Raw genomic sequence first — 23,641 nt, 5'->3', positions numbered from 1 at the left:
GCGGGGCGCCCCGGGGGCAGGGGCGCCCGCACGCGAGTCGGATCAGGCGCTGGCGACCGCGTCGTTGTCGCGACGCACGTAGAGGCCGGTGCCGCCGTGCTGCAGTCGCTGGGGGCCGTCGAGCTTGCCGCGCCGCAGCGCCCACTTCTCGAACAGCCACGTGAACAGCGGCGGGATCGCGGCGACCACCGCCAGGACGACGGTGCCGAACTTCCAGCCGAGCGGGCGCGCCACGGCCAGCGTCGTGACGAGGTAGAGAACGAACAGCACGCCGTGCACCGCGCCGAGCACGGGAACACCGCCCTCGCCGAGCTCGACGACGTACTTCAGGAACATGCCGACCAGCAATCCCGTCCACGAAAAGGCTTCGGCGATCGCGACGACACGGAACAAGACGGCAGCCTTGTTCGACACGGTTCCTCCTCGGATAGCCGACCACCACGAGAACGCGGGCGGCCGCACGGCACTCTCCAGCACGCGTCAACCACACTGTCGGACGGTGTGACATCCAGTGTGAGCCGTGACGTCGGTCACCGACCTACCGGCCCCTTCACCCGAGGCGATCAGCAGGGTCGGATCACGGTTCCCAGCGGAAGAGCTTGGCCGCGATCGCCCCCACGACGACGGTGAACCCGATCAGCACCAGAGCGGGCACCAGCAACGCCTCCACGCCCTGTCCCCGCACCATCACGGCGAGCATGCCGTCGTTGAGATGCCGCATCGGCAGCGCCAACGACACCTGCTGCAACCAGGTCGGGGCCGCGTCGAGCGGGAAGAACGCACCCGACAGGAACGCCATGGGCAGTGTGATCAGGTTGCCGACGGTGCTCGCGGTCTCCTCCGTCCGGCACCAGGCGCCGGCGAGCATGCCGACGGCGAAGAAGCTGAGCGTGCCGAGCAGCAACAGCGGCAACGCCAACCACCACTGACCCGTCAGCTTCAGCCCGAACACCGGCAGCAGACCGACGCACACGAACAGCACGAACTGGGCGACCGACACCCCGAGCGTCACGAGCAGCCGGGACGTCAGCACCGTGCTCGGCCGCACCGGGGCGAGCCGGATCCGGCGCAACACCTGGTTGCGACGCCAGTTCACGAGCGTGATGGCCGCGCCGAACACCGCCCCCATCGCCACGGCCCACGAGAGGATGCCGGGTGTCATGTACTGGATGGGTTCGAGGGACGAGTCCTCCACCTGCTGGGCGTCGAGGGAGAACGCGGGCGGTTGCCCGGTCGCCGCCACGTTCGCGTGGTTCACGACCCCGTCCACGATGCCGACCACGAGCTGCGCGGTGTTCTGCTCGCTCGCGGCGAAGCGCACCCGCACGGTGTCGCCGTCCTGTGTCACGTACGCGGGAAGATCGCCCTCGCGGACCTGTTGCTCCGCCTCCGCGGCGGTGTCGACGGTCTCCAGTTCCAGAGCCCCCGACTCCTCCAGGGCCGTGATCACCGGCCCTTCGCCGACCACGGCGACCTTCAGGCGGGTGTCGTCCTGCCCGCCCAGCAGCAAGCCGAAGATCACCAAGAACATCAGCGGGAACAGGAAGGTGAAGAACAGTGTCGCCTTCTCCCGCACGATGCCCTTGAACATCGCGACGGACAGCGCCCGGAACGGCGTCGGGGCTCCGCGCTCGGCGGCCCTGGTGGGCTCGGTGGGCTCGGTGGTGGTCACGCCCGGTACTCCCTGCCTGTCAGGTGGAGGAACACGTCCTCCAACGTCGCTGTGCGCACGGTCAGCCCGTCGACGGTGCCGCGCTCGGCCAGGGCCGTCAGCACCGGAGCCGGGGTGCGCGTCGTGATCGTCACCGTGACGTCGTCGGTGCTGACGTCCTCGGCGCCGGGCAACGTGCGCGCGTCCGCGGGTGCGAGCACCGCGGTGTCGAGGGTGAGGTGGGTGGGTGCGTCGAGATCGCGCACGAGCCGTGCGGGCGCGTCCATCGCGAGGATCTTCCCGTGGTCCATGATCGCCACGCGGTCGCACAGCACCTCGGCCTCGTCGAGGTAGTGCGTCGTGTAGACGATCGTGCTCCCCCGCGCCTTGATCTCCCGGAGCACGTCCCACAGGTTGCGCCGCGACTGCGGGTCCAGCGCCGCCGTGGGCTCGTCGAGGAACACGAGTTCGGGATCGTGCACGAGCGCACACGCGATGGACAGCCGCTGGCGTTGCCCGCCGGAGAGCTTCTTCTCCGGGGTGTCGGCCTTGTCGGCGAGTCCGACGAGTTCGAGCATCTCGTCGGCTCGGGCCCGACCGACCCCGTAGAGGGCCGCGAATGTCGTCAACTGCTCCCGGGCCGTCAACCGCTCGAAGAACGACGACGCCTGTAGTTGCACCCCGATGCGCGGCAGCAGGGACTCGTTGCGGGGCCACGGCGACTGGCCGAGCAGTCGGACCGTTCCGGAGTCCGGCTTCAGCAGCCCTTCCGCGATCTCCAGGGTCGTGGTCTTGCCCGCCCCGTTCGGGCCGAGGATGCCGAAGAACTCTCCCTCGCGGACCTCGAAGCTCACGCCGTCGACAGCGCGGACGTCTCCGTAGTGTTTGCGGACGTCGGACACCGCGAGTGCGGCAGCGAGCCCGGACGATGTGTCCACCATGGCGTCACACTAGTTGATCTCCGCGGTCGAGCAGGCCCCTCTGCCGTATCCCGGGAGATCACCGGGCGCGGTAAGTTCTCGCGCCATGAGTGCACCGTCCGCGCCGATCCGGCTCCCCGCGAACCAGCCTGCCCAGTTCTACCGGGGCGGAGCGGCCATCGCCGCACTGCGAGGCGGCGACGCCAGGGAGTTCGGCCCGGAGGACTGGGTGGCGTCCACGACCACGTTGTTCGGGCGTGACACCGACGGTCTGACGCGGCTCCCCGACGGCCGCTGGTTGCGCGACGCCGTGGAGTCCGACCCCGTGGGGTGGCTCGGCCGCGAGCACGTCGACGTCTTCGGCTCCTCCACTGCCTTGCTGGTGAAGCTGCTCGACGCCGGACAACGATTGCCGGTCCACTTCCACCCGGACGACGCGTTCGCTCGCCGTCACTTCGACTCGCACTTCGGCAAGGCCGAGGCGTGGATCGTCGTGGGCACTCGGGGCGAGGCACCCACCGTGTACGCGGGGTTCCGGGAGGAACTGCACCCCCTCACGATCCGGGACTGGGTCGCTGACCAGGACGCGCCGAGCATGCTGGGCGCATTGAACGCCCTGCCGGTCGAGGTGGGCGACACCGTGCACATCCCCGCGGGATTGCCCCACGCCATCGGCGAGGGTGTCTTCGTCGTGGAACTCCAGCAACCCACCGACTTCTCGCTCACGCTGGAGTGGCGCGACTTCCTGGACGACGAGAAGAAGGGACATCTCGGTCTGGGCTTCGACACCGCGTTGCTGGCGCTCGACACCTCGGCGTGGGACGAACGACGCCTGGCCGAGATCGTTCGGCACACCGCCGACGACGACGCATCCACCGTCGAGCTGCTCGCCCCGGCGGCGCGGCCGTTCTTCCGGGCTGACCGACTCCGGCCCTCGACGCCGCTGGCGCTCGACCCGTCGTTCGCGGTGCTGGTCGTGAACGACGGCACCGGCCGCCTGACCGACACGAGCGGCACCGTCCATGAACTGTCCACAGGAGACACCTGGGTAGTGCCGTACGCGGCAGGGGAACTCGAACTCGCCGGGGACCTCACGGTGCTGCGCTGTCGGCCACCGGCTCCGAAGTCCTGAGCGGGTAGCCACGCGAAGCGTCAGAAGTCGCGGGCGGTCTCTGTCGCGGGACCGCCCACGCGGCGCAGGTGGACTCGCCGGGTCAACCGGATCACCGGCCGCGCGGTGAGCTGGATACTGCCGAGCAGGAAGCACCACGTTCCTGCGGTGGCGGTCGACGTCCAGAAGAACAACACGCTGCCGACCACGAACCACAGAGCGACGAGCAGGTCGTTGGTGATGCTGAGGAGTTCGTAGCGGCGGCGGAGGATCAGCTCCTCGTGCCCGAACGTCACCGTCACCGTGCCGTCGGTGGACTCGTTCCTGTTCCGCATGCCCCCACGGTCGCAGCGAGGCCCCGACATCGCAGCGCGTCGTCGGGTGGACTCTCGTGGGCACGCGCCGACGGCGTGCCCACGAAGCCGCAGGTCAGACCTTGAGCAGCAGCGCGTCGCCCTGGCCACCGCCACCGCACAGCGCAGCGGCACCCAGGCCGCCACCACGCCGGCGGAGTTCGTGGACCAGGTGCACCACGAGGCGAGCACCGGACGCGCCGATGGGGTGACCGAGCGCGATGGCGCCGCCGTTGACGTTGACCTTCTCGTCGTCGAGGCCGAGTTCGCGGGCCGACACCAGGCCGACCGCCGCGAACGCCTCGTTGATCTCCACCAGGTCGAGGGCGTCGGCCTCCAGCTTCGCCTTGGCGAGCGCGGCCTTGATGGCGTTGGAAGGCTGCTCGTGCAGGCTCGCGTCCGGGCCTGCCACCACACCGTGCGCACCGATCTCGGCGAGCGGCGTGATGCCCAGCTCCTCGGCCTTCTCCCGGCTCGCCACGACCACCGCCGCGGCGCCGTCGGAGATCTGGGACGCCGACCCCGCGGTGACCGTGCCGTCGGCGGTGAACGCGGGACGCAGTCGCGCCAAGCCCTCGGCGGTGGTGTCGGGCCGCACGCCCTCGTCGTGGGAGAAGACCACCGGGTCTCCCTTGCGCTGCGGGATCTCGACGGGCACCAGCTCGTCGTCGAACACGCCGTTCGCGGCGGCCTTCGCCGCCCGCTGGTGCGAGCGCGCCGAGAACTCGTCCTGCTCCTCGCGGGTCACGCCGTACCGGGTGTTGTACCTGTCGGTGGACTCCCCCATCGCGACCTGATCGAACGCGCAGAACAGGCCGTCGTACGACATGTGGTCGAGCACCGTGATGTCGCCGAACTTCACGCCCGTGCGCGACTTCGGCAGCAGGTGCGGGGCCTGCGACATGGACTCCTGACCACCGGCGACCACGAGGTCGAATTCACCGGCGCGGATGAGCTGGTCGGCGAGCGCGATGGCGTCGAGACCGGACAGGCACACCTTGTTGATGGTCAGCGCGGGCACGTTCATGGGAATGCCCGCCGCGACGGCGGCCTGGCGCGCCGGGATCTGCCCGGCACCGGCCGTCAACACCTGGCCCATGATCGTGTACTGGACGGCGTCGGCCGGAACGCCCGACCGTTCGAGCGCGGCCTTGATGGCGATCCCACCCAGCTGCGCGCCGGAGAAGTCCTTCAACGAACCGAGGAGCCGACCGATCGGGGTGCGGGCGGCGCCCAGGATCACGGAACCGGACACAACAGGCCTCCTGCAAGTCATCGACGTCGACGCTGCCGGACGCTGGAGCGCGTCAGCGATGGATCGACGATACCGCCTCTATAGCGGCCGTCGGCCGATCGCGACGGACATCACTGCCGCACTGCCTCCCTACGTACCGCCGTCTATTCTCCGGGGCATGCACGAGGCACCGGAGCCGTCGCAGCCGCTCGAAACCCTGTCGCCGTTCGTCACGGCCATCGATCACGTCGGTATCGCCGTGGCCGACCTCGACGCCGCCATCGCGTTCCACACGAAGACCTTCGGGCTCGAGGTCACGCACGTCGAGGAGAACGAAGAGCAGGGCGTCCGCGAGGCGATGTTGCGCGCACCCGGTGACACGGCGGGCGCGGCGGTGCAGTTGCTCGCCCCGGCCACCCCCGAGTCCACGATCGCCAAGTTCCTCGACCGCAACGGTCCGGGTCTTCAGCAGCTCGCCTACCGCGTCACCGACGTCGAGGCCGCAGCAGCGGCGCTGCGGTCGGCGGGACTGCGGGTGCTGTATCCGACAGCGCGCCGAGGCACGGCGAACAGCAAGGTCAACTTCGTTCACCCGAAGGATGCGGGCGGCGTCCTGGTGGAGCTCGTCGAGCCCGCCGCCGACTCCGCCGACGATCACTGACGGCCCTCGCGCCCGGCGCGCTCCAGGCCGGTCCCACATGTCGGCAAAGGTCTCGAACAGCGCGGCGACAGCCGCGCGTTGACCGGCACTGACCAGCGGTCGGAGCCGTCCCCTCGCCCCATCGGACTCTCCGAGACGTGCACGCCGAACCCGCCCGCTAGGGTGGAGCCCATGAGCCTTGGCGAGGAACGGGAGCTCGTGCCGCTGGGAGCCGGTTTTGACTTCGAGAAGCGCGGCTACAGCCGTGCGCAGGTCGACGAGCACTTGGAACGGCTCGACGCCGACATCAAGATGCTCATGTCCGATCGCGATGCCGCGATCTCACAGGCCGACGACCTGGCGAGGCAACTGGAGTCCGCACGCATCGAGATCGACGACCTGCGCGGGCAGGTCGAACGTCTCGCCCAGCCGCCCACGACCATCGAAGGTCTGTCGGAACGGCTCCAGCGGATGCTGCGGCTCGCCCAGGAAGAGGCGAGCGACACCAAGGCCCGCGCCGAGGCCGAAGCAGGTCACATCCGCGCCAAGGCGGAGTCCGACGCCAGCGCCATGCGCGCCCGGTACGAACAACTGCTGACCGAGCTGGCCGAGCGTCGCAAGCAGATGGAAGCCGAGCACGCCAAGGTGCTCGAGGACGCCCGTGCCGAGGCCGCCCGCATCACCGCCGAGGCCGAGAAGGAGCGGGAGCGCCTCGACAAGGAGGCCGAGCAGCGGCGCACTCAGGTCGAGGAAGACTTCGAGATCGCGATGTCGCAGCGCCGCACCGAGGCAATGCGCGTGCTCGCGGAGCAGGAGGCCGCGAGCAAGGCCGAGGCGGAACGTCGCGTGCGGGAGGCCACCGACGAGGCCGCCTCCATCCGCGCCCAGGTCGCCGACGAGCGCGCGAAGGCCGAGGCCGAGATCGAGCGCAGGCGCCGTGAGTCCATCGAGGACGCCAACCGCCGCAAGCAGGACTCGATCAGCGAGGCGAACGCCCGGGTCGCCGAGGCCACCGACGAGGCCAAGCGGCGCATCCGTGAGGCCACGGAGGAGTGCAACCGCCGGGTCTCCGAGGCGACGGCTCGGGTCGAGGAACTGCGTACCCTGCGCGCCAAGATCGCCGAGCAGGTCAAGGCCGCGAGGTCGATGCTGGCCGACGCCGAGGCCGCGTTGGGCAAGGCCGACTCGGCAGACGCCTCGGGCAACGGGACTGCCTCGGGCAACGGGTCCGGCTCGACGGACGGCAAGTCCGGTACCGCCGGGGCGGAGACGCCGAAGCTCAACGACGACGGAGCCTCCGCGCCGACCGTCCGGGTCCGCGCTGTCACCACACCGAAACCGACTCACGAGTAGGTAACTGCTGCGCGGCCATCCGGGACCCGCTACTGTCACCCTCCAGAACCGGTACGACCACCCCACTGGAGGACCGGATGGCCGCCTATTCCACCGTTGTCGTCGGCACCGACGGTTCGGACTCCTCACTTGCCGCCGTCGAGCGTGCCGCGAAGGTCGCCGCCGACTCGGGCGCGACCCTCGTCATCGCCTGCGCCTACCATCCCGCCGACCAGGACCGCGTCGACAAGGCCCAGGACGTGCTCGGAGACGAGGCCTACCAGGTCGTTGGTTCGGCGCCCGCCGAGGAGACCCTGCGAGCCGCAGCGGAACGCGCGGCAACGGCAGGCGCGACGTCCGTGGAGACGGTGGCGGTCGTCGGTGAGCCGGTGGCCAGCCTGCGCAAGATCGTGAAGCAACGCTCCGCCGACCTGCTCGTGGTCGGCAACCGGGGGCTCAACACGTTGGCCGGGCGCATCCTCGGCTCGGTTCCGTCCGAGGTCGCCCGCAAGTCGGGGGTGGACGTGCTCATCGTCCACACCACGTGAGCGCGCCGAGCGGCGGTCTGCCGCCGGAACTGGAACGGGTCCTGCTCGGCGGGCCGCGCCGGTTCACCCGGCTTGAGGTCGCCGAGCAGGCCGGGGTCTCGCCCGACCGTTCGCGGGCACTGTGGCGTGCGCTCGGCTTTGCGACGGTCGGCGACGACGAGGTGGTCTTCACCGAGCTCGACGTCGAGGCCATGCGCACCACCAACCGGCTGATCGACGACGGTGTCCTGGACAAGGACCTGGAGACGACCGTGGCCCGTGCCATCGGTCTGCACATGTCGCGGCTCGCCGAATGGCAGGCGGAGCTGTTGCGGGCACTGCTCGCCGACCACCCGGAGCTGGCGCGAACCCCGGACGAGGTCTCCGCCCTCATCGAACGGCTGCTGCCGCGGCTGCGTCACATCCACGACTTCGTCTGGCGCAGACACCTCGCCGCCAACGCCGGTCGGGCACTCGCGGCGGGCGAGCAGCTCGAGGCAGCGACGCAGGTCGTCGGTTTCGTCGACCTGGTCGGCTACACCCGCATGGTCCGGCGCGTCGACGAGCGGGAACTCACCGAGATCCTCGAACGGTTCGAGTCACTGGCCACCGGGCTCGTCGCCGACCATCACGGACACGTCGTCAAGCTCATCGGCGACGAGGTGCTGTTCGTGTGTCCGGAACCGAGGGACGCCGCCGAAATCGCTCTGTCGTTGGCCGAGGCCGCGGACGCGGACGATCTGCTGCCTTCCGTGCGAGGCGGGCTCGCCTCCGGGCGCGTGCTCAGCCGCTTCGGCGACGTCTACGGGTCGGTGGTGAACCTCGCGAGCCGTCTCACGTCGATCGCCCGACCCGGAACCGTGCTGGTCAACGCCTCACTGGCGGAGACGCTGGACGACGAGCCCGGCTTCCGGCTGCGGTCGCTGCGGGCGGTGTCGGTGTCTGGCTTTCCCCGGGTGCGACCCGCGGTCCTGCGGCGGGCCGCTCAGCGACCCGCGTAGCGCTCGCGACGAACGACGACCTTGCGGCCCTTGATGCTGGTGTCGCGCAGGGCCGTGATGACGTGGTCGGCAGCCGTGTCAGGCACGTCGACCAGCGAGAACTTGTCGGCGATCTCGATGGCGCCGACGTCCTTGCCCCGAAGCTGCGACTCGCCCGCGATGGCGCCGACGAGGTCCTGAGGCCGGACTCCCGCACGACGTCCCAGGCCGACGAACAGCCTGGTCATGCCGCCGCTCGGGCGACGTCCGCCTCGCTTGTCCCGGGGCCCCCGGCCCTTCGGCTCGCGGCGTCCCCTGCCCTCGTCCCGGGGCCGGAGTTCCACGTCGGGGATCTCGTTGTCGTCGTCCACGATGCCCTCGGCCTTGTGCGCGAGCTTGACCGCGGCGAGAGCGATCTCGACGACGTCGAACTCCTCCGCCAGCGACTCCACGACCGCGCGGTAAGGCTCCAGGTCGTCCGCCTCGACCAACGTCTCCCGCAGCGCGGCACGGGTGAGTTCGAGTCGACGGGCGCGAAGATCGGCGACGGTCGGGAGTTTGCGCACCGGGAGGGTGTGTCCGGTGACCCGCTCGATCGTCTTGACCATGCGGTGTTCGCGGGGCTCGACGAGGGTGATCGCGCTGCCTTCGCGTCCTGCTCGACCGACCCGGCCGATGCGGTGCACGTACACCTCGGGTGCGCTCGGCACGTCGTAGTTCACGACGTGCGTGAGCTGGTCGATGTCCAGTCCGCGCGCGGCGACGTCCGTGGCGACGACGAGATCGGCGGTCCCGGCACGCAGACGACCGACCACGCGCTGGCGCTGGTTCTGGTCCATGCCACCGTGCAGGGCCTCGGCCCGGTAGCCGCGAGCGTTCATCGTCTCGGTGAGCCGATCGACTTCTTCCCGCGTGCGGCAGAAGACGACCGTCGCCTCGGGCGCCTCGATGTCGAGCACCCGGCCGAGGGCGGCCGGCTTGTGACCTCGCGGCACGAGGTAGGCGGTCTGGGTGACCGCGGCGGCGTCACCGCTCATGGACTCGGCCCGGGACAACTCGATCCGACGCGGTTCGCGCAGATAGCGGCGGACCAGCCCGGCGATCCGCGGCGGCATCGTCGCCGAGAACAGCATGGTCTGCCGGTCGTCCGGAGTGCGTTCGAAGATCGCGTCGATGTCCTCGGCGAAGCCCATGTCGAGCATCTCGTCGGCCTCGTCGAGCACCACCATGCGCAGCGCCGACAGGTCGAGCGAACCGCGGGACAGGTGGTCCAGCGCGCGCCCCGGGGTGGCGACGACGACGTCGACCCCGTTCTCCAGACCGCGGAGCTGCCTGCCCATGGGCTGCCCGCCGTAGACGGGAAGGACCTTGATGCCGAGTCGCTGGCCGTAGCGGTACATGGCCTCGCACACCTGCGCAGCCAGTTCGCGGGTGGGGACCAACACGAGCGCGCTCGGCCGGGTGCCGCGCTGAGCGACGTCGGCGATGCGGTGCAGCACCGGGAGCGAGAACGCGGCGGTCTTGCCGGTTCCGGTGGCCGCCTGGCCGACGACGTCGGCGCCTTCGAGCAGGGGCGGGATCGCGGCGCGCTGGATGGGCGTCGGTTCCTCGTACCCGAGTTCCGTCAGCGCCGCCAGCAGTTCCGGACGTAGCCCGAGCTCGGCGAAGGCGGAAGCCGATCCGGTGTCGGGTACGTCGAGGTCGTTGTGCGATTCCGCCGTGATGGCGACCATGAAAAAGCTCCTGCTTCTGGGGGTTGATCTTTGCGGTGACGCCACGGCCGTGGCACCACCCAGGCAGGGGCGGCAACCTACGGTACTCGTCGAACAGGTGATCGATCACCTCGGTGAGAACGCGCTCGGCACCGTCAAGTGACGACGTTCGCGGGAGGGCAGGCATTCCCTCCTGGCGCGCTCAACGACGAGGGATCGCTCACCGCCCGGCCGGAAGTACCGCGTACTGGCGGACGTACAGGTCGGTGTAGGTGACCGGACCACGAGGCCCGGGCACCTTGTCGAGGTTGATGCCCGTCTCCGGCACGCCGAGCAGCTTGAAGCCGTCCAGCAGGCGGGTGGGCGCGTTCCAGAACACGCCGGTGCCCTGGTAGCCGTCGAAGAACGCCTCCGCGGTGGCCGCGTTCTCGGTGGCGATTCCCGCCGCGAGCCCGGAGGTCTCCTCGTTGGCGATCCGCACCGCCTCGGCCACCCCGTCGACCCGAGCCACGGTGACCGTGGCCTCGCGGTCGGAGTCGAGCGCCCACTCGTAGCCGAGGGCGTGGTCGTGAGGCGGCGACGACGGCGTCACGCCGCGTTCGGCGAGCGCCTCGGACACCACGGGCCACACCTCGTCGTGCACGGCGTCGTGGATGAGCAGCAGGTTCAGTCGGTTGCACACGCCCAGTCGGTCGAGGCTGCCGACGACGAGCGACCGAACGGTGCCGAGATCGGCCTGCTCGTCGACGTAGAGCACGCCCCCACCGTCGGCGTGGGCGAGCGTCCGCACCCCGTGCCGGGCGGCCGTCAGCGCCAGGGACCGGGTGCTCTCCCCGCTACCGCGAAGAATCACCAGGGGAACGAGGTTCGGCAGCGAGACCAGCTCGGCGGCGGCCTCCCGCTCGGGGCGCGGCACCAGCTGCACGACGCGCTCGTCGATGCCCGCCTCGGCCAGCGCCGGACGGATGACCACGTCGAGCAGGCGGGTCGCCGACCCCAGAGCGGCGGAGCCCGTCCGCAGCACCCCGGCGTTACGCGACTTCACCAACTGCGACGCGACGTCCACGGTCACGTTCGGCCGAGCCTCGTAGTTGGCTCCGATGACTCCGACCGGACGACGCCGCTCGACGAGCCGCAGTCCCCCGTCGAGGTCCGAGACCGGCAGGGTGCGGTCCGGGTGCGGAGCGTCGGCCAGCAGCCGGAGTTGGTCGGCCATCCCCGTCAACCGGTCGTCGGTGATGGTCAGCCGGTCGAGCAATCCCGCGCTCATGCCCGCGTCCCGCGCCGAGGCCACGTCCCGTCGGTTCGCGTCCAGGACGTCGTCACGGTGTTCCAGCAGCCGCTGCGCCATGCCCCGCAACGCCGCGTCGACCGCGTCGTCCGTGGCGCCGGCCAGCGACGGAGCCGCAGCCTTCGCCGCCCGAGCGCACTCCTTGACCGCCTTCGCCACCTCGTCCGTCACCGCACCGTCCTCCCGACGACCGCACCCGTGTGCCGGGTACCCGCATCGACTGCTGTTTGTCCGTGTTTCAGTGTGCCCCACCGAGGTGAGGCGTTCGGTGCCCGGTCAGCTCCCCGCCTCGAAGACCAGCTCGGGCCCCACGGCCGGGTCGACCAGCAACATGCTGCCCACCACGACGCACGTCGCCGCCAGCACTCCCATCACCAACAGCCACAGGACCGCGGGCAGCGCCGTGAGCCTCGCGAGCTGGTCGATGTCCGAGTCGCGCGCCGCGCCCCGGCGTCGCTTGAGCTGGAGTTCGAACAGCGGCCGAACGCCCCCGAAGAGCAGGAACCACGAGATCAGGTAGACGAACGCCGCCTGCACACCGGGTGGTGCGAACATCGCGATGCCACCGAGCACGAGCGCGGACAGCACCACGGAGAACACGCCGTAGGCGTTGCGCACCATCACGAGCACTCCGAGCAACAGCACGGCGGAGATTCCCAGCACGACGCTGAGCCGTTCCGCGGAGACGAACCACGCGAACACCAGGCCGAGCACCGCGGGAGCGGGATAACCGGCCAACGCCGTCAGCACCATGCCGGGGCCGGTGGGCTTGCCCTTCGACACCGTGACGCCCGACGTGTCGGAGTGCAGGGTGATGCCCTGCAGCCGACGTCCCGCCAGCACGGCGAACAGTGCGTGCCCTGCCTCGTGCACGATCGTCACCACGTTGCGCGCGTATCGCCACGGCCGATCGACGAGGACCGTCGCCAGTGCGAGCACCCCCGTGACGATCGCGACCGTGCCGGCGGTCTCGGCGCCGAGCTCGGCGGCGTAGGACATGAGGCTGCTGCCGGACTCTGCGTAGACGTCCACCCCGTTCACGATCTCAGCTCATCACAGGCACCCTCCCCGACTTGCAGCCCGGTCACGATCACGGCGACGGGCCGACGCGCTACTGTTCGTCACTCGGCATCTCCCTGACGAAGAACGCGCCCCACCCTCGATAGGGCCGCCACCGGTCGACGACCGCCGCGACCCCGACCTCGTCGGTGCCGTGGAGCCGCCGCAGAGTCGACACCAGATGTGCCTCCGCCGCCGGGAACAGGTCGGGATGCCCCGCACCCCGCCCCACCACGAGTTCGGCGGAGAACGGCCCGATGCCCGACAGCGTCCGTACCCGCTCCAGCGCCTCCGTCGCCGAGAGCGCGCGCAGGACGTCCGCGTCGAGCTCTCCTGCGAGGGCCGCGTCGGCGAGCACCGTCAGCCGACGTCGCTTGATCTCCGACAACCCGAAAGACTCGTCGAGCCGGCCGAGATCGCGCGGTGACGGAAAGCACACGACCTCCCGGCCTCCACATCGCAGCCGTGGACCTCGCCGTTCGGCGATGCGACGGACCAGCGCGTCGGCCTGCGCCACCCGCAGTCGATGACACACCACCGCCCAGCACGCCGCCTCCCAGGGCGAACCGAACAGGATCGGTCGTAATCCTGGGGCCACACGAACCCGACGCGCGAGAACCGGATCCGCCGACACGACGTCGGGAAAACCCCGGGCGTCCACGTCGAGGGAGAGGATGCGGCGGACCTGCGCCACGGCGGCCGGGCCGTCGTCCGGCGCGGACTCCACCTCGACCCGCACCGACTCCGGCCCCGCTCGACTCACCGACGCGGTGGCGTAACGCCACGTCCGCTCCACCGCGAACGCGAGCAGCACCGTGCCGGGCCCACCACGCGAGACACCGCACGGCCTCGGTACGCGCTCCAGGTGAGCGACGTAGTCCGCGATGTCGACCTCACCCCGCGCGGGCACGGTGACGCCCAGAGCAGCACGCCGTGTCGTCTCGATCGTTCTCGCCATGTCTCCCCCTGCCGTCGAACCACTCGCCCGCCGAGGCTTCCGGGACCACTGTGGACGCTCGATCCCCGAAGAACCCCGCCCGACGCCGACGTTACGGCGCACCACCGAAACCGAGAAGCGCACGGGAAACCGAACGGTTCCACTCGCACACGAAGTTGCTCCACCCGAGTGACGACACCACCTCACCCCACCCACCGAATAGTCCACTGTGGTCGAATCAGTCACCCGAGATCGTCGAGCCCTCCCCTCGATTCGCGCATCGAAACCCGCGTCGCGGAGACAGCACGGCGACACTCTCCGCATTCGCCTCGTCTTCCACCCCGGCAATGCCCGACACACCCACGGACATCCCACGCGTTAGGGTTTTCCGGTGACCGACCGCCTTGTCTGGATCGACTGTGAGATGACGGGGCTCGACCTCGCCAAGGACGCCCTGATCGAGATTGCCGTGCTCGTGACGGACGCAGAGCTGAACGTGCTCGGCGAGGGTGTCGACCTCGTGATCCACGCCGACGACGACGCACTGGCCAACATGCCGGACGTCGTCCGCGACATGCACGCCCGATCGGGCCTCACCGAGGAGGTCCGTCGCTCGACCATGACCATCGAGGAGGCCGAGCAGCGCGCGCTCGCGTACATCCGCGAGTACGTGCCCGAACCGCACTCCGCGCCGCTGGCCGGCAACTCGATCGCCACCGACCGAGGCTTTATCGCGCGCGACATGCCCGAGCTGGACGCCCACCTGCACTACCGCATGGTGGACGTGTCGTCCGTGAAGGAACTCGTGCGCCGCTGGTACCCGCGGATCTACTACGCCAAGCCCGAGAAGGGACTCGCGCACCGGGCCCTCGCCGACATCAAGGAGTCGATCGGCGAGCTGGAGTACTACCGGCGCACGGCGTTCGTCCCACTGCCCGGCCCGAGCAGCGAGGAAGCCCGCGCCGCCGCGAACGACGTGCTGCGTAACGACAAGAGGTGACCCCGTGCGGCGTGCTCGCGCGGGCACGCTATGATGATCGGGCCGAGGTGCTACGGCGCCTCTCGCGGTGGGTGTAGCTCAGCTGGTAGAGCACCTGGTTGTGGTCCAGGGGGCCGCGGGTTCAAGTCCCGTCACTCACCCCAAGAAAACCGCAGGTCACGGCCCCGGGAAACCGGGGCCGTTCCCATTTGACCCGGATTCTGTCCCCCTAAACACTGCGAGACGTCTCCGCCTAGTGCGTGATACCGACCCAACCGGCGTAACTCGACAGCTCAGGGTTCGATCGACGGTGCAGACTCACCAGCACAGCGGTGGCGTCACGGACCATCGGATGTGCCGACGTGCGCGTCACCCAGGTCGGGGCCAGACTGTTCGCGGTGAGGATCGACTCGACGTCCGCAGCAGCCGCGAACGACTTCCGCGCCGACTACGACGACCTCACCCACACCGCCATCGACACGCCCACCGAGACCGCGAACAGCCTGCGCTCCCTGACCGCGTCGTTCGGGCTGGTGTTCGCCGCGCATGACTTCGTGATCGACGCCGACACCGGCCGCCGGATCTACCTCGAAACGAACGCCAACGGACAGTGGGCGTGGCTGTCGTGCGTCGCCGACGAGATCGCCTCAGCCCTGGCCGACGAGCTGAATGGGGACAAACAGCAGTGACCACCACAACCACCGATAGCGCCGCGCTACGTTCGCAGCTCGTCGATCGGCTCGTCGCCGAGGGATTCCTTCACGAATCCCGCTGGCGGCAGGCGTTCCTGGACGTCCCTCGAGAGGCGTTCGTCGACACGTTCACTGTGCATGACCCGGCCACCGGCCGGCACACGCACTACGACATGAACGTGGACGCGGCCACTGCGCTCGCTGCTGTCTACGACAACGTTTCGCTCCTCACCCAACTCGACGAATGCGGTACCGCGACGTCGAGTTCCACCACGCCATCGTTGATGGCCGTGATGTTGGAACGGCTCGATGTCCACCCCGGCCACCGTGTGTTGGAGATCGGCACCGGGACCGGGTACAACGCCGCGTTGCTGTGTCACGAGATCGGCGACCATTCGGTCACCAGCATCGACATCGATCCCAGCCTGGTCGACCAGGCCCGAACCAGGCTGGCCGGAATCGGTTACGGCCCCCGTCTCGTCGCGGGAGACGGTGCTCTCGGTGAACCGTCCGCCGCCCCGTACGACCGGATCATCGCCACCTGCGGTCTGCCGCGCGTTCCCGCGCACTGGCTGGAGCAAGTCCGGCCGGGCGGGATCATCGTGGTGAACCTCGGGTTCGCCCTGGCCAGGCTCACGGTCTCCGAAGACGGCACCGCGAGCGGCAAGTTCACCGACTACGCCGCGTTCATGCGGCTGCGCTCCGACATCAACGACACGGCGCCGACGGTGCGGGACATCATCAAGATCGCCAACCAGGACGGCGTCGCCTCGCGGTCCCTGTGGCCGGCCGTTCTGGAGGAGCGCCCCGTGCAGTGCCTCCACGCCATCGTTCACCCGCACGTCCACAGGGTCGTGGTGCACGGCGACGACGGCGACATGTACGCGCTCGTCGACCCTCTGAGCAGTTCGTGGGCGCGAGCTCGTCTCGACGACAGCGGGAACGCCGTCGTGGTACACGGAGGTCCCCAGAATCTGTGGGCCGGACTCGTCGAACTCGCCGACTGGTGGGACAACGCAGGCCACCCGGAACCGACCCGGTTCGGACTCACCGTCTCCCCGGACGGGCAACACGTGTTGTGGCTCGATCACGCGGACGCGACGGTGATGCTCCTGCCGACCTGACCGAGGAGAAAGCAACCCACGAACGTCACGTGATGACCGAGGGTCGCTGGTTCCCGATTCGGAACATGTGAGGGCGTTTCTGCACGTGGTCACGCTCCCAGTGCAGTCCTCCGGAGCCACCGACTCTCACCCTGCCGGGCGGTTTCGTCGCCGGGGTCGCAGGCGCCACCGTCGTGAGAGCAGGATCGCATTCAGGCACGTAGGAATCAGTAGGACGCCCTACTAAACTCGCGAGTAACGAGACCAGCCAGGAAGGATCCTCATGGGTGACATCACGCGGGTCGGCGTGATCGGCGCGGGCCTGATGGGGTCGGGCATCGCGGAGGTGACCGCGCGAGTCGGCCTCGACGTGGTCGTCGTCGAGGCCGACGCCGCCGCAGCCGACGCGGGCCGCGGACGCATCGAGAAGTCGCTCGGCCGGGGCGTCGACAAGGGCAAGCTCTCCGCCGACGACCGGGACGCCGCGCTCTCCCGACTGACGTTCTCCACGGACCTGGACGCCTGCGCCGACCGGCAACTGGTGATCGAGGCCGTGGCCGAGAACGAGGCCGTGAAGCTCGACGTGTTCGGCAAGCTCGACGCGATCACCTCGGCCGACACCATCCTCGCGTCCAACACGTCGTCGCTGCCGATCACCCGGCTGGCCATGGCGACGACGCGACCGGAGCGCGTCATCGGTCTGCACTTCTTCAACCCCGTCCCCGTGCAGAAGCTCGTCGAGCTGATCCCGAGCCTGCTCACCAGCGACGAGACCGCCGCCGCGGCGAGCGCGTTCGCCTCCGACGTGCTGGGCAAGACCGTCGTCAAGGCGCCGGACCGCGCGGGTTTCGTCGTCAACGCGCTCCTCATCCCCTACCTGCTGTCGGCCATCCGCATGGTCGAAGCCGGGCACGCGACGGCGGAGGACATCGACAACGGCATGGTGCTCGGCTGCGCCCACCCGATGGGCCCGCTGCGCCTGGCCGACCTCGTGGGGCTCGACACCACCATGGCGGTCGCCGAGTCGATGTACGAGGAGTACAAGGAGCCGCTGTACGCCCCGCCGCCGCTGCTGCAGCGCATGGTGGAGGCTGGGCTCTACGGCAGGAAGTCGGGCCGCGGCTTCTACGACTACACCCGGGGAGAATGACATGTACCAGTTGCCGGAGGAGCACGAGGAACTCCGCGCCGCCGTACGGGCGCTGGCCGAGAAGGAGATCGCCCCGCACGCGGCCGAGGTCGACGAGCAGGAGCGCTACCCCTCCGAGGCCGCTGCCGCGCTGACCGCGGCCGGCTTCAACGCCATCCACATCCCCGAGGCGTACTCGGGTCAGGGCGCGGACGCCGTGGCGGCGTGCATCGTGATCGAAGAGGTCGCCCGCGTGGACGCCTCGGCGTCGCTGATCCCCGCGGTCAACAAGCTCGGCACGCAGCCCATCCTGCTGTCGGCGTCGGAGGAGCTGAAGAAGCTCGTCCTGCCGTCCATCGCCACCGGTGAGGCGTCGGCGTCGTACGCGCTGTCGGAGCGGGAGGCCGGTTCCGACACCGCCTCGATGCGCACCCGCGCGCAGCTCGACGGCGACCACTGGGTGCTCAACGGCACCAAGTGCTGGATCACCAACGCCGGTGAGTCGAGCTGGTACACGGTGATGGCCGTGACCGACCCGAACGCGGAGAAGAAGGCGCGCGGCATCTCGGCATTCGTCGTGCACAAGGACGACCCCGGTTTCTCGGTCGGCCCGAAGGAGAAGAAGCTCGGCATCAAGGGCTCGCCGACCCGGGAGATCTACTTCGAGAACTGCACGATCCCGGAGAATCGGATCATCGGTGAGCCCGGCACGGGTCTGAAGACCGCGCTCGCGACGCTCGACCACACGCGTCCCACCATCGGTGCGCAGGCGCTCGGCATCGCGCAGGGCGCGCTCGACGCCGCCGTCGAGTACGTCAAGGACCGCAAGCAGTTCGGGCAGTCCATCAGCCAGTTCCAGGGCGTGCAGTTCATGCTCGCCGACATGGCGATGAAGATCGAGGCCGCCCGGCACATGGTGTACGCGTCGGCCGCCGCCACCGAGCGGGGCGACAAGCGGGCGAGCTTCCTCGCCAGCGCCGCCAAGACCTACGCCTCGGATGTGGCCATGGAGGTCACCACCGACGCGGTGCAGCTCTTCGGCGGTGCGGGCTACACCCGTGACTTCCCCGTGGAGCGCATGATGCGCGACGCCAAGATCACGCAGATCTACGAGGGCACCAACCAGATCCAGCGCATGGTGATGGCGCGTCACCTGCTGAAGGGCTGACGTCCCAGCCGGACCCGCGAAAGCCGGTCGTCGCACGTGCGGCGGCCGGCTTTCGCGTACTCGGCCGGCGCGGGCACATGCGGCGATGCGACTCGGTGGGCCCTACGCGCCCGGGCCCACCGGCGCGCTCGCTAGCTCTGCCATTCCTCCCAGGACATCTGCCACACGCTCCATCCGTCGGTGGGCTCCAACTCGGGTCCGCCGCTGCGCTTGACCGTGAAGACGTCACCGCGCTTGGTCTTGCCCATCAACCACGCGGCGTTCTCCGTCGACAGGTTGATGCAGCCGTGACTGACGTTGGCGTTGCCCTGGTCGGCCAGCGACCACGGCGCCGAGTGGTAGAAGATGCCGCTGTTCGACAGGCGGGCGGCGTAGTCGACGTGAAGCCGGTACCCGGCCGCGCTGTCCACCGGCACGCCGTAGGTGCTGGAGTCCATCGTGTAGCCGTGGTGCTCGCTCATGACGGTGTAGGTGCCCGCCGGGGTGGGACTGCTGGGCTTGCCCATCGAGATGGGCAGCGTCTTCACCTTCTTGTCGTTGATCGACACGGTCATCGTGTGGCTCTTGCCGTCGGCCACCGCCACGAGCGCGTCGCCGACCTCGAAGTCGACCGCCTTGTCCTCCGCACCGTAGGTGCCTTCTCCGAGGTTCTCGCCGTAGATGTTCGCCTCGACCGAGACCGTCGTGCCGGGCTCCCAGTACTCCTTCGGTCGCCAGATCACGCGGGTGTCGCCGAACCAGTGGAAGTCGCCCTCGGTGGCCGGTTCGGCCACGATGTCGATGGCATCCTCGGCGGCGTCCCGATCCGGCACGGTCCCGGTGAAGTCGAAGATCAACGGCATGCCGACACCGACCGTCTCGTCGTCCCACACGTTGATGGACACGGCGACCGTGCGTGCCGGGGTCGCGGTGGTGAAGGTCGACTCCTCGATGACCGTGCGACCGTCCTCGCCCGTCGCCTCGACCGAGAGCGTGTAGGTCTTGCCGTACCCGAGTGGTTCCGCGCTCGTCCACGAGGAGCCGTCCGACGCCAACTCGTCCTCGACGTGCGTGCCGTGCTTACCGATCAGGGACGCCTTGGTGATCTTCCCGTGTTCGACGTTGACCGTGATGGGACGGCGCGGTTCGACGTCGGCGTCCCCGTCCGACACCGACAACGCGAGCAGCGCGGGCTTCGGCGCCTCCGTGGTGGTCGGGGCAGGCCCACCCGAGCTGGGCTCCGCCGCCGAGGAACAGCCGGCCACGACCGTGGCCGCCAGCACAAGCGCACCGCAGAGACCACCCACTCGTGCCGAGAGACCACGCGTACGCGACACCATCACCACCCGTTTCCGCCACGACGTACCCCGATCGTGTCGCGAGTGTGGCGCATCCGTCGCGCAGCGTGCCGATAGTTGACCAACTTGTGTCCAACTGCGCCGCTCACACCAAGAAAGGGACCCCCCGTGAAAGGCCTCTTGCGGGCGTGCTAATGTTTCTCCCGTCGCCGAGAGAGACCGGAAAACACCGGGAACACGAAACGACAAGCGCCATTAGCTCAACTGGCAGAGCAGCTGACTCTTAATCAGCGGGTTCGGGGTTCGAGTCCCTGATGGCGCACAGAAACCCCAGGTCGTCAGGCCTGGGGATTTTTTGTTTCCACGACCGGACCGCACGGTCGGACCGCAATCCTCGGCCCGACACGTCGACAGTCGTCGTCTCGATCGCACACACCGTTCGCTCTCGCGACCGGGCGGCGAGAGAACGAACGGTCCAGCACGTCGCGAGCGCGGCGGTGCTCGACGCCCACCGACAGCGCCGAGTCACCACCACACCGGAACCGACCTCTGCCGACTGTCGACCTCCCCGCCCCAGCTCGCCGCCCCCGGCACACGGGTGCGCTCGGGTGTCACCAGGAGCGGTGTCCACCGCACTTCGCGACTGCGACGACGGACGTCAGCGCCGCAGCGACGCGGTCAGCCTTCCCTCGATCAGCTCGCGTGCCTCGGTGACGATGCGCTCGATCAGCTCGGCCACCGTCGGGACGTCGTCGATGAGCCCCTGCACGGTTCCGGCCGTCCAGATTCCCGCGTCCAGATCACCCTTCTCGAACACCTCACGCCCGCGAGCGCCCGCGACCAACGGGCGGACGTCCTCGAACCGGCCTCCGTCGTCGAGAATTCCCACGACCGTGCGGCTGACCTCGTTGCTGGCGACCCTGGCGGTGTTGCGCAACGGCCGGAAGATGAGTTCGGTGTCCAGTTCGGACGCTTCCACGAGTCGGCGCTTCACGTTGTCGTGCACGGGAGCTTCCTTGGTCGCCAGGAAACGCGTTCCCATGTTGACACCGTCGGCGCCCAGGGCGAGGGCGGCGACGAGTCCTCGCGCGTCGGCGATCCCGCCCGAGGCGATGATCGGGATGTCGAGACGCCGCGCCGTCGCCGGAATGAGGACCAGCCCGCCGATGTCGTCCTCACCGGGGTGTCCCGCGCACTCGAAACCGTCGATGGACACCGCGTCCACCCCGAGTTGCTGCGCTTTCACGGCGTGCCGGACGCTCGTGCACTTGTGGATCACCTTCACGCCCGCGGCCCGGAAGGCGGGCAGGTGCTCGACGGGGTTCGCTCCGGCCGTCTCCACGATCCGGACACCCGAGTCGATGATGACGTCGCGGTACTCGGCGTAGGGCGGCGGCGTGATCGCGGGCAGGATCGTCAGGTTCACGCCGAACGGCTTGTCGGTCATGTCCCGGCACCGGCGGATCTCGTCGGCGAGCGCCTCGGGTGTCGGCTGGGTGAGCGCCGTGAGGAAGCCCAGACCACCGGCCTCGGCGACGGCGGAGACGAGTTCCGCCCTGCCGACCCACTGCATGCCGCCCTGCACGATCGGATGTTCGACGCCGAAGACGTCACAGAACCTGGTGTGCACCATTGCCGCGCCCCTTCCTCAGCCGTGTTACCGGAGAGTAGGGGCCCCGGGGAGCTGTCCGATACGACTCGGTGACCGACGTCATGGCGACCGGCATCACACACGGCTGTCCGGGTGACTTGCTTGCCCGCGACGCCCACTTCCACGATCGTGGCTCTGCGATTAATCCGACAAGCGTGGTGGGACACGGACTGGAGCCGACATGGAGGCGTGCGACCTCGGCATGATCACCCTCACCCGACGAGCGACCGGAGAGCGGACCTCGTCGATGAGCCTGCCCGAAGCCGTGGCCTGGTTCGCCGGTGAGGACCACTCCGACCGGCCCCGCTGCCTCTCACCGGTGCTGCACGCCGCCGTCACGGTGCTCAGCGACCGGCTGGCCCACCCGACGCTGCAACGTCTGAAGTGGCTCGTGCCCTCCCTCGTGGGAACGGCTCAGGACGGGCTCGACGGCACCCGCTCGCTGCTCGCGGTGGACTGGCTCGTCCGCGTCTACACACCGGCCTGGCTGCGGATCGTGCCGTCGCTCGATATGGCCGCGGAGAGCTTGGCCGAGCACGCACCGATCACCAGCGTCGTCGAGGCCGCCGACGCCCTGGAGGCGCCGCTGGCGGCCGTCCGGCGCGCGGCCTGGTCGGCACGGGTCGCGGTGCCGGGATTCCTCGGCGGCCCGGTCGGCGACACCCCCGACCGGGAGGCCGCCACCGTGTCGCTCGCGCTGTCGGACCTCGCCTCCGAGGCCGCCGTGGCCGCCACGGTGGACGTCGCGGCGGCCTTCCTCCCCGTGTGCGGGCGGATGCGGCTGGCGGCGGAACAGGCCGTGCTCATCGCGACACGAACCATCGGGGCGGCTACGGACGCCGACGACTTCGGGGCGAAGGTGGCCGCTGTCGTCGCCCCCACTGCCGACGCACTGGACGACGCCGTGGTCGAGCTGTTCGTCCGACTCATCGAGGCCACACCACCGCCCGAGCGGGGTTGGCTCGCCGACGACCCCGTCGATCGGCTTCGCCGTCGCGGGCCGGACTGACCGGTGCCGGGTCCCCTCCGTGACCGAGGACAATGGCGGCAGGCACGACGGAGGAAGTGGTCGACAGTGGCACCGACGGCATCGACGCGCTCACGAGAGTTGCGGGCGGACTGCTCTCGCTGCGCGGGACTGTGCTGTGTGGCCCTGCCGTTCTCGTCGGCGGCGGGTTTCCCCGACGACAAGGACGCGGGTGACCCCTGTCGTCACCTCGACACCGCGTTCCGCTGCCGCATCCACGCCGAACTCCGCCCGCGAGGGTTCACGGGCTGCACCGTGTTCGAGTGCTTCGGGGCCGGACAACGGGTCACCCGCGAGACGTTCGGCGGACGCACGTGGCGAGATCCCGCACTGGCCTCGGCGATGTTCGCCGCCTTCGCCGTGACCCGGCACCTGCACGAGATGCTCTGGTACCTCGACGAGGCGGCACGACGAGCCCCCGATGGAGAACTGCGACGGCGGGCCACGGAACTGTTCGACCGGATCGACACCTTGGCGGGGTCGGCCCCGGAAACCTTGCGCACCGTCGACGTCGGCGCGCAGCGCGAGGACGTCGGCCCGCTGTTGGCGACGGTGAGCGACACGGCTCGCGCCCGCGCCGTCCCGGGCCGTCGACCGGACCACCGCTCCGCCGACCTCGCCGGGCGGTCACTGCGGGGTGCCGACCTGCGCGGCGCCACGCTCCGCGGCGCACTGCTGATCGCTGCCGATCTTCGTGGAGCCGATCTGCGCCACGCCGACCTTCTCGGAGCCGACCTTCGCGACGCGGACCTGTCCGGCGCGAACCTGTCCGGGTGCCTGTTCCTCACCCAGCCTCAGGTGAACGCCGCCAAGGGCGACGCGCGCACGCGACTGCCCCGGCACCTGGAGCGGCCGAACCACTGGTGAG

The 23,641-nt window shown here is 69.7% G+C and carries 24 protein-coding genes and 2 tRNA genes; 15 read left to right on the top strand and 11 right to left on the bottom strand.

Features of this window, described 5'->3' with window-relative positions:
- Nucleotides 1–42 precede the first annotated feature (42 nt).
- The 3 genes from JAV51_RS17020 to JAV51_RS17010 all read right to left on the bottom strand — a co-directional run bounded on the left by JAV51_RS17020 (nucleotide 43) and on the right by JAV51_RS17010 (nucleotide 2,592).
- The gene (locus tag JAV51_RS17020; RefSeq protein ID WP_197321725.1) at nucleotides 43–414 is read right to left on the bottom strand and encodes a DUF3817 domain-containing protein; all 372 of its coding nucleotides are present in this window, start codon (nucleotides 412–414) and stop codon (nucleotides 43–45) included.
- A 163-nt stretch (nucleotides 415–577) separates the two neighbouring features.
- Nucleotides 578–1,672 (bottom strand): ABC transporter permease, encoded by a 1,095-nt coding sequence (locus JAV51_RS17015; RefSeq protein WP_197321724.1) that lies wholly within the window; start codon nucleotides 1,670–1,672, stop codon nucleotides 578–580.
- Entirely contained in the window at nucleotides 1,669–2,592 is a 924-nt protein-coding gene (locus tag JAV51_RS17010) for an ABC transporter ATP-binding protein (RefSeq protein WP_197321723.1), read from the bottom strand. Before JAV51_RS17010 ends, JAV51_RS17015 begins: the two co-directional genes overlap by 4 nt.
- Nucleotides 2,593–2,677: 85 nt before the next feature.
- Between JAV51_RS17010 and JAV51_RS17005 the strand changes: the two genes are divergently transcribed.
- Nucleotides 2,678–3,703 (top strand): class I mannose-6-phosphate isomerase, encoded by a 1,026-nt coding sequence (locus tag JAV51_RS17005; RefSeq protein ID WP_197321722.1) that lies wholly within the window; start codon nucleotides 2,678–2,680, stop codon nucleotides 3,701–3,703.
- 20 nt (nucleotides 3,704–3,723) lie between these two features.
- Here the strand turns inward: JAV51_RS17005 and JAV51_RS17000 are convergent, their stop codons facing one another.
- Both JAV51_RS17000 and JAV51_RS16995 read right to left on the bottom strand, forming a co-directional pair.
- Nucleotides 3,724–4,017, bottom strand: coding sequence for a YrhK family protein (locus JAV51_RS17000; protein ID WP_197321721.1), 294 nt, complete (start codon nucleotides 4,015–4,017; stop codon nucleotides 3,724–3,726).
- A 94-nt stretch (nucleotides 4,018–4,111) separates the two neighbouring features.
- Nucleotides 4,112–5,290, bottom strand: a complete 1,179-nt coding sequence (locus tag JAV51_RS16995) for an acetyl-CoA C-acetyltransferase (RefSeq protein ID WP_197321720.1) — start codon at nucleotides 5,288–5,290, stop codon at nucleotides 4,112–4,114.
- A 157-nt stretch (nucleotides 5,291–5,447) separates the two neighbouring features.
- Here JAV51_RS16995 and mce point away from each other — a divergent pair, with 157 nt between their 5' ends.
- From mce to JAV51_RS16975, 4 genes are all read left to right on the top strand, one after another.
- Nucleotides 5,448–5,930 carry a methylmalonyl-CoA epimerase gene (gene mce, locus JAV51_RS16990; protein WP_197321719.1) on the top strand — a complete coding sequence of 161 codons (483 nt, stop codon included), beginning with the start codon at nucleotides 5,448–5,450 and terminating at the stop codon, nucleotides 5,928–5,930.
- A 171-nt stretch (nucleotides 5,931–6,101) separates the two neighbouring features.
- Nucleotides 6,102–7,262: a DivIVA domain-containing protein gene (locus JAV51_RS16985; protein ID WP_197321718.1), complete on the top strand. Its 1,161-nt coding sequence runs from the start codon at nucleotides 6,102–6,104 to the stop codon at nucleotides 7,260–7,262.
- Between the two features lie 77 nt (nucleotides 7,263–7,339).
- Entirely contained in the window at nucleotides 7,340–7,789 is a 450-nt protein-coding gene (locus JAV51_RS16980) for a universal stress protein (RefSeq protein WP_197321717.1), read from the top strand.
- Nucleotides 7,786–8,769, top strand: a complete 984-nt coding sequence (locus tag JAV51_RS16975; protein WP_197321716.1) for an adenylate/guanylate cyclase domain-containing protein — start codon at nucleotides 7,786–7,788, stop codon at nucleotides 8,767–8,769. The genes JAV51_RS16980 and JAV51_RS16975 overlap by 4 nt, the downstream gene beginning before the upstream one ends.
- Here the strand turns inward: JAV51_RS16975 and JAV51_RS16970 are convergent.
- Nucleotides 8,754–10,481: a DEAD/DEAH box helicase gene (locus JAV51_RS16970; protein WP_197321715.1), complete on the bottom strand. Its 1,728-nt coding sequence runs from the start codon at nucleotides 10,479–10,481 to the stop codon at nucleotides 8,754–8,756. The two genes, JAV51_RS16975 and JAV51_RS16970, sit on opposite strands and share 16 nt — an antisense overlap.
- Here JAV51_RS16970 and JAV51_RS16965 point away from each other — a divergent pair.
- Nucleotides 10,468–10,623, top strand: a complete 156-nt coding sequence (locus tag JAV51_RS16965) for a hypothetical protein (protein WP_197321714.1) — start codon at nucleotides 10,468–10,470, stop codon at nucleotides 10,621–10,623. The genes JAV51_RS16970 and JAV51_RS16965 overlap by 14 nt on opposite strands.
- A 57-nt stretch (nucleotides 10,624–10,680) precedes the next feature.
- On the opposite strand, the gene JAV51_RS16960 is transcribed toward JAV51_RS16965, so the two are convergent.
- The 3 genes from JAV51_RS16960 to JAV51_RS16950 all read right to left on the bottom strand — a co-directional run bounded on the left by JAV51_RS16960 (nucleotide 10,681) and on the right by JAV51_RS16950 (nucleotide 13,768).
- Nucleotides 10,681–11,922, bottom strand: a complete 1,242-nt coding sequence (locus tag JAV51_RS16960; protein ID WP_197321713.1) for an aldehyde dehydrogenase family protein — start codon at nucleotides 11,920–11,922, stop codon at nucleotides 10,681–10,683.
- A gap of 105 nt (nucleotides 11,923–12,027) precedes the next feature.
- The gene (locus JAV51_RS16955) at nucleotides 12,028–12,792 is read right to left on the bottom strand and encodes a M50 family metallopeptidase (protein WP_307845912.1); all 765 of its coding nucleotides are present in this window, start codon (nucleotides 12,790–12,792) and stop codon (nucleotides 12,028–12,030) included.
- A 70-nt stretch (nucleotides 12,793–12,862) separates the two neighbouring features.
- Nucleotides 12,863–13,768 carry a DNA-3-methyladenine glycosylase gene (locus tag JAV51_RS16950; RefSeq protein ID WP_197321712.1) on the bottom strand — a complete coding sequence of 302 codons (906 nt, stop codon included), beginning with the start codon at nucleotides 13,766–13,768 and terminating at the stop codon, nucleotides 12,863–12,865.
- 370 nt (nucleotides 13,769–14,138) lie between these two features.
- Here JAV51_RS16950 and orn point away from each other — a divergent pair, with 370 nt between their 5' ends.
- From orn to JAV51_RS16920, 6 genes are all read left to right on the top strand, one after another.
- Nucleotides 14,139–14,747 (top strand): oligoribonuclease, encoded by a 609-nt coding sequence (gene orn / locus JAV51_RS16945; RefSeq protein ID WP_197321711.1) that lies wholly within the window; start codon nucleotides 14,139–14,141, stop codon nucleotides 14,745–14,747.
- Nucleotides 14,748–14,814: 67 nt separating this feature from the next.
- Nucleotides 14,815–14,890, top strand: a tRNA-His gene (locus JAV51_RS16940).
- Nucleotides 14,891–15,088: 198 nt separating this feature from the next.
- Entirely contained in the window at nucleotides 15,089–15,415 is a 327-nt protein-coding gene (locus tag JAV51_RS16935; protein WP_197321710.1) for a hypothetical protein, read from the top strand.
- Nucleotides 15,412–16,542 (top strand): methyltransferase domain-containing protein, encoded by a 1,131-nt coding sequence (locus tag JAV51_RS16930; RefSeq protein ID WP_197321709.1) that lies wholly within the window; start codon nucleotides 15,412–15,414, stop codon nucleotides 16,540–16,542. The genes JAV51_RS16935 and JAV51_RS16930 overlap by 4 nt, the downstream gene beginning before the upstream one ends.
- A gap of 262 nt (nucleotides 16,543–16,804) precedes the next feature.
- Nucleotides 16,805–17,671 carry a 3-hydroxybutyryl-CoA dehydrogenase gene (locus JAV51_RS16925; protein ID WP_197321708.1) on the top strand — a complete coding sequence of 289 codons (867 nt, stop codon included), beginning with the start codon at nucleotides 16,805–16,807 and terminating at the stop codon, nucleotides 17,669–17,671.
- A gap of 1 nt (nucleotide 17,672) precedes the next feature.
- Nucleotides 17,673–18,818, top strand: a complete 1,146-nt coding sequence (locus JAV51_RS16920; protein ID WP_197321707.1) for an acyl-CoA dehydrogenase family protein — start codon at nucleotides 17,673–17,675, stop codon at nucleotides 18,816–18,818.
- A gap of 131 nt (nucleotides 18,819–18,949) precedes the next feature.
- On the opposite strand, the gene JAV51_RS16915 is transcribed toward JAV51_RS16920, so the two are convergent.
- Nucleotides 18,950–20,137 (bottom strand): Ig-like domain-containing protein, encoded by a 1,188-nt coding sequence (locus JAV51_RS16915; protein WP_197321706.1) that lies wholly within the window; start codon nucleotides 20,135–20,137, stop codon nucleotides 18,950–18,952.
- 207 nt (nucleotides 20,138–20,344) lie between these two features.
- On the opposite strand from JAV51_RS16915, the gene JAV51_RS16910 reads away from it, so the two are divergent.
- A tRNA-Lys gene (locus JAV51_RS16910) sits at nucleotides 20,345–20,417 on the top strand.
- A gap of 336 nt (nucleotides 20,418–20,753) precedes the next feature.
- Here the strand turns inward: JAV51_RS16910 and JAV51_RS16905 are convergent.
- Entirely contained in the window at nucleotides 20,754–21,728 is a 975-nt protein-coding gene (locus JAV51_RS16905) for a nitronate monooxygenase family protein (RefSeq protein WP_197321705.1), read from the bottom strand.
- Between the two features lie 199 nt (nucleotides 21,729–21,927).
- Between JAV51_RS16905 and JAV51_RS16900 the strand changes: the two genes are divergently transcribed.
- A complete protein-coding gene (locus JAV51_RS16900) occupies nucleotides 21,928–22,755 on the top strand; it encodes a hypothetical protein (protein WP_197321704.1) in 828 nt (275 codons plus the stop codon).
- 66 nt (nucleotides 22,756–22,821) lie between these two features.
- Nucleotides 22,822–23,640, top strand: a complete 819-nt coding sequence (locus tag JAV51_RS16895; RefSeq protein WP_197321703.1) for a pentapeptide repeat-containing protein — start codon at nucleotides 22,822–22,824, stop codon at nucleotides 23,638–23,640.
- Nucleotide 23,641 lies beyond the last annotated feature (1 nt).

The organism is Saccharomonospora sp. NB11, from assembly GCF_015910535.1.
Lineage (GTDB): Bacteria > Actinomycetota > Actinomycetes > Mycobacteriales > Pseudonocardiaceae > Saccharomonospora.
Note: the sequence above shows the minus strand (reverse complement) of the source record. Positions and strands in the feature narration are given on the sequence as shown.

What these genes read in the sequence shown, in the direction of transcription:
- JAV51_RS17010 (WP_197321723.1), bottom strand. Translation starts at nt 2,592, where the DNA reads ATGGTGGACACATCGTCCGGGCTCGCTGCCGCACTCGCGGTGTCCGAC.
- JAV51_RS17005 (WP_197321722.1), top strand. Translation starts at nt 2,678, where the DNA reads ATGAGTGCACCGTCCGCGCCGATCCGGCTCCCCGCGAACCAGCCTGCC.
- JAV51_RS17000 (WP_197321721.1), bottom strand. Translation starts at nt 4,017, where the DNA reads ATGCGGAACAGGAACGAGTCCACCGACGGCACGGTGACGGTGACGTTC.
- mce (WP_197321719.1), top strand. Translation starts at nt 5,448, where the DNA reads ATGCACGAGGCACCGGAGCCGTCGCAGCCGCTCGAAACCCTGTCGCCG.
- JAV51_RS16985 (WP_197321718.1), top strand. Translation starts at nt 6,102, where the DNA reads ATGAGCCTTGGCGAGGAACGGGAGCTCGTGCCGCTGGGAGCCGGTTTT.
- JAV51_RS16980 (WP_197321717.1), top strand. Translation starts at nt 7,340, where the DNA reads ATGGCCGCCTATTCCACCGTTGTCGTCGGCACCGACGGTTCGGACTCC.
- JAV51_RS16970 (WP_197321715.1), bottom strand. Translation starts at nt 10,481, where the DNA reads ATGGTCGCCATCACGGCGGAATCGCACAACGACCTCGACGTACCCGAC.
- JAV51_RS16950 (WP_197321712.1), bottom strand. Translation starts at nt 13,768, where the DNA reads ATGGCGAGAACGATCGAGACGACACGGCGTGCTGCTCTGGGCGTCACC.
- JAV51_RS16925 (WP_197321708.1), top strand. Translation starts at nt 16,805, where the DNA reads ATGGGTGACATCACGCGGGTCGGCGTGATCGGCGCGGGCCTGATGGGG.
- JAV51_RS16920 (WP_197321707.1), top strand. Translation starts at nt 17,673, where the DNA reads ATGTACCAGTTGCCGGAGGAGCACGAGGAACTCCGCGCCGCCGTACGG.
- JAV51_RS16915 (WP_197321706.1), bottom strand. Translation starts at nt 20,137, where the DNA reads ATGGTGTCGCGTACGCGTGGTCTCTCGGCACGAGTGGGTGGTCTCTGC.
- JAV51_RS16905 (WP_197321705.1), bottom strand. Translation starts at nt 21,728, where the DNA reads ATGGTGCACACCAGGTTCTGTGACGTCTTCGGCGTCGAACATCCGATC.
- JAV51_RS16900 (WP_197321704.1), top strand. Translation starts at nt 21,928, where the DNA reads ATGGAGGCGTGCGACCTCGGCATGATCACCCTCACCCGACGAGCGACC.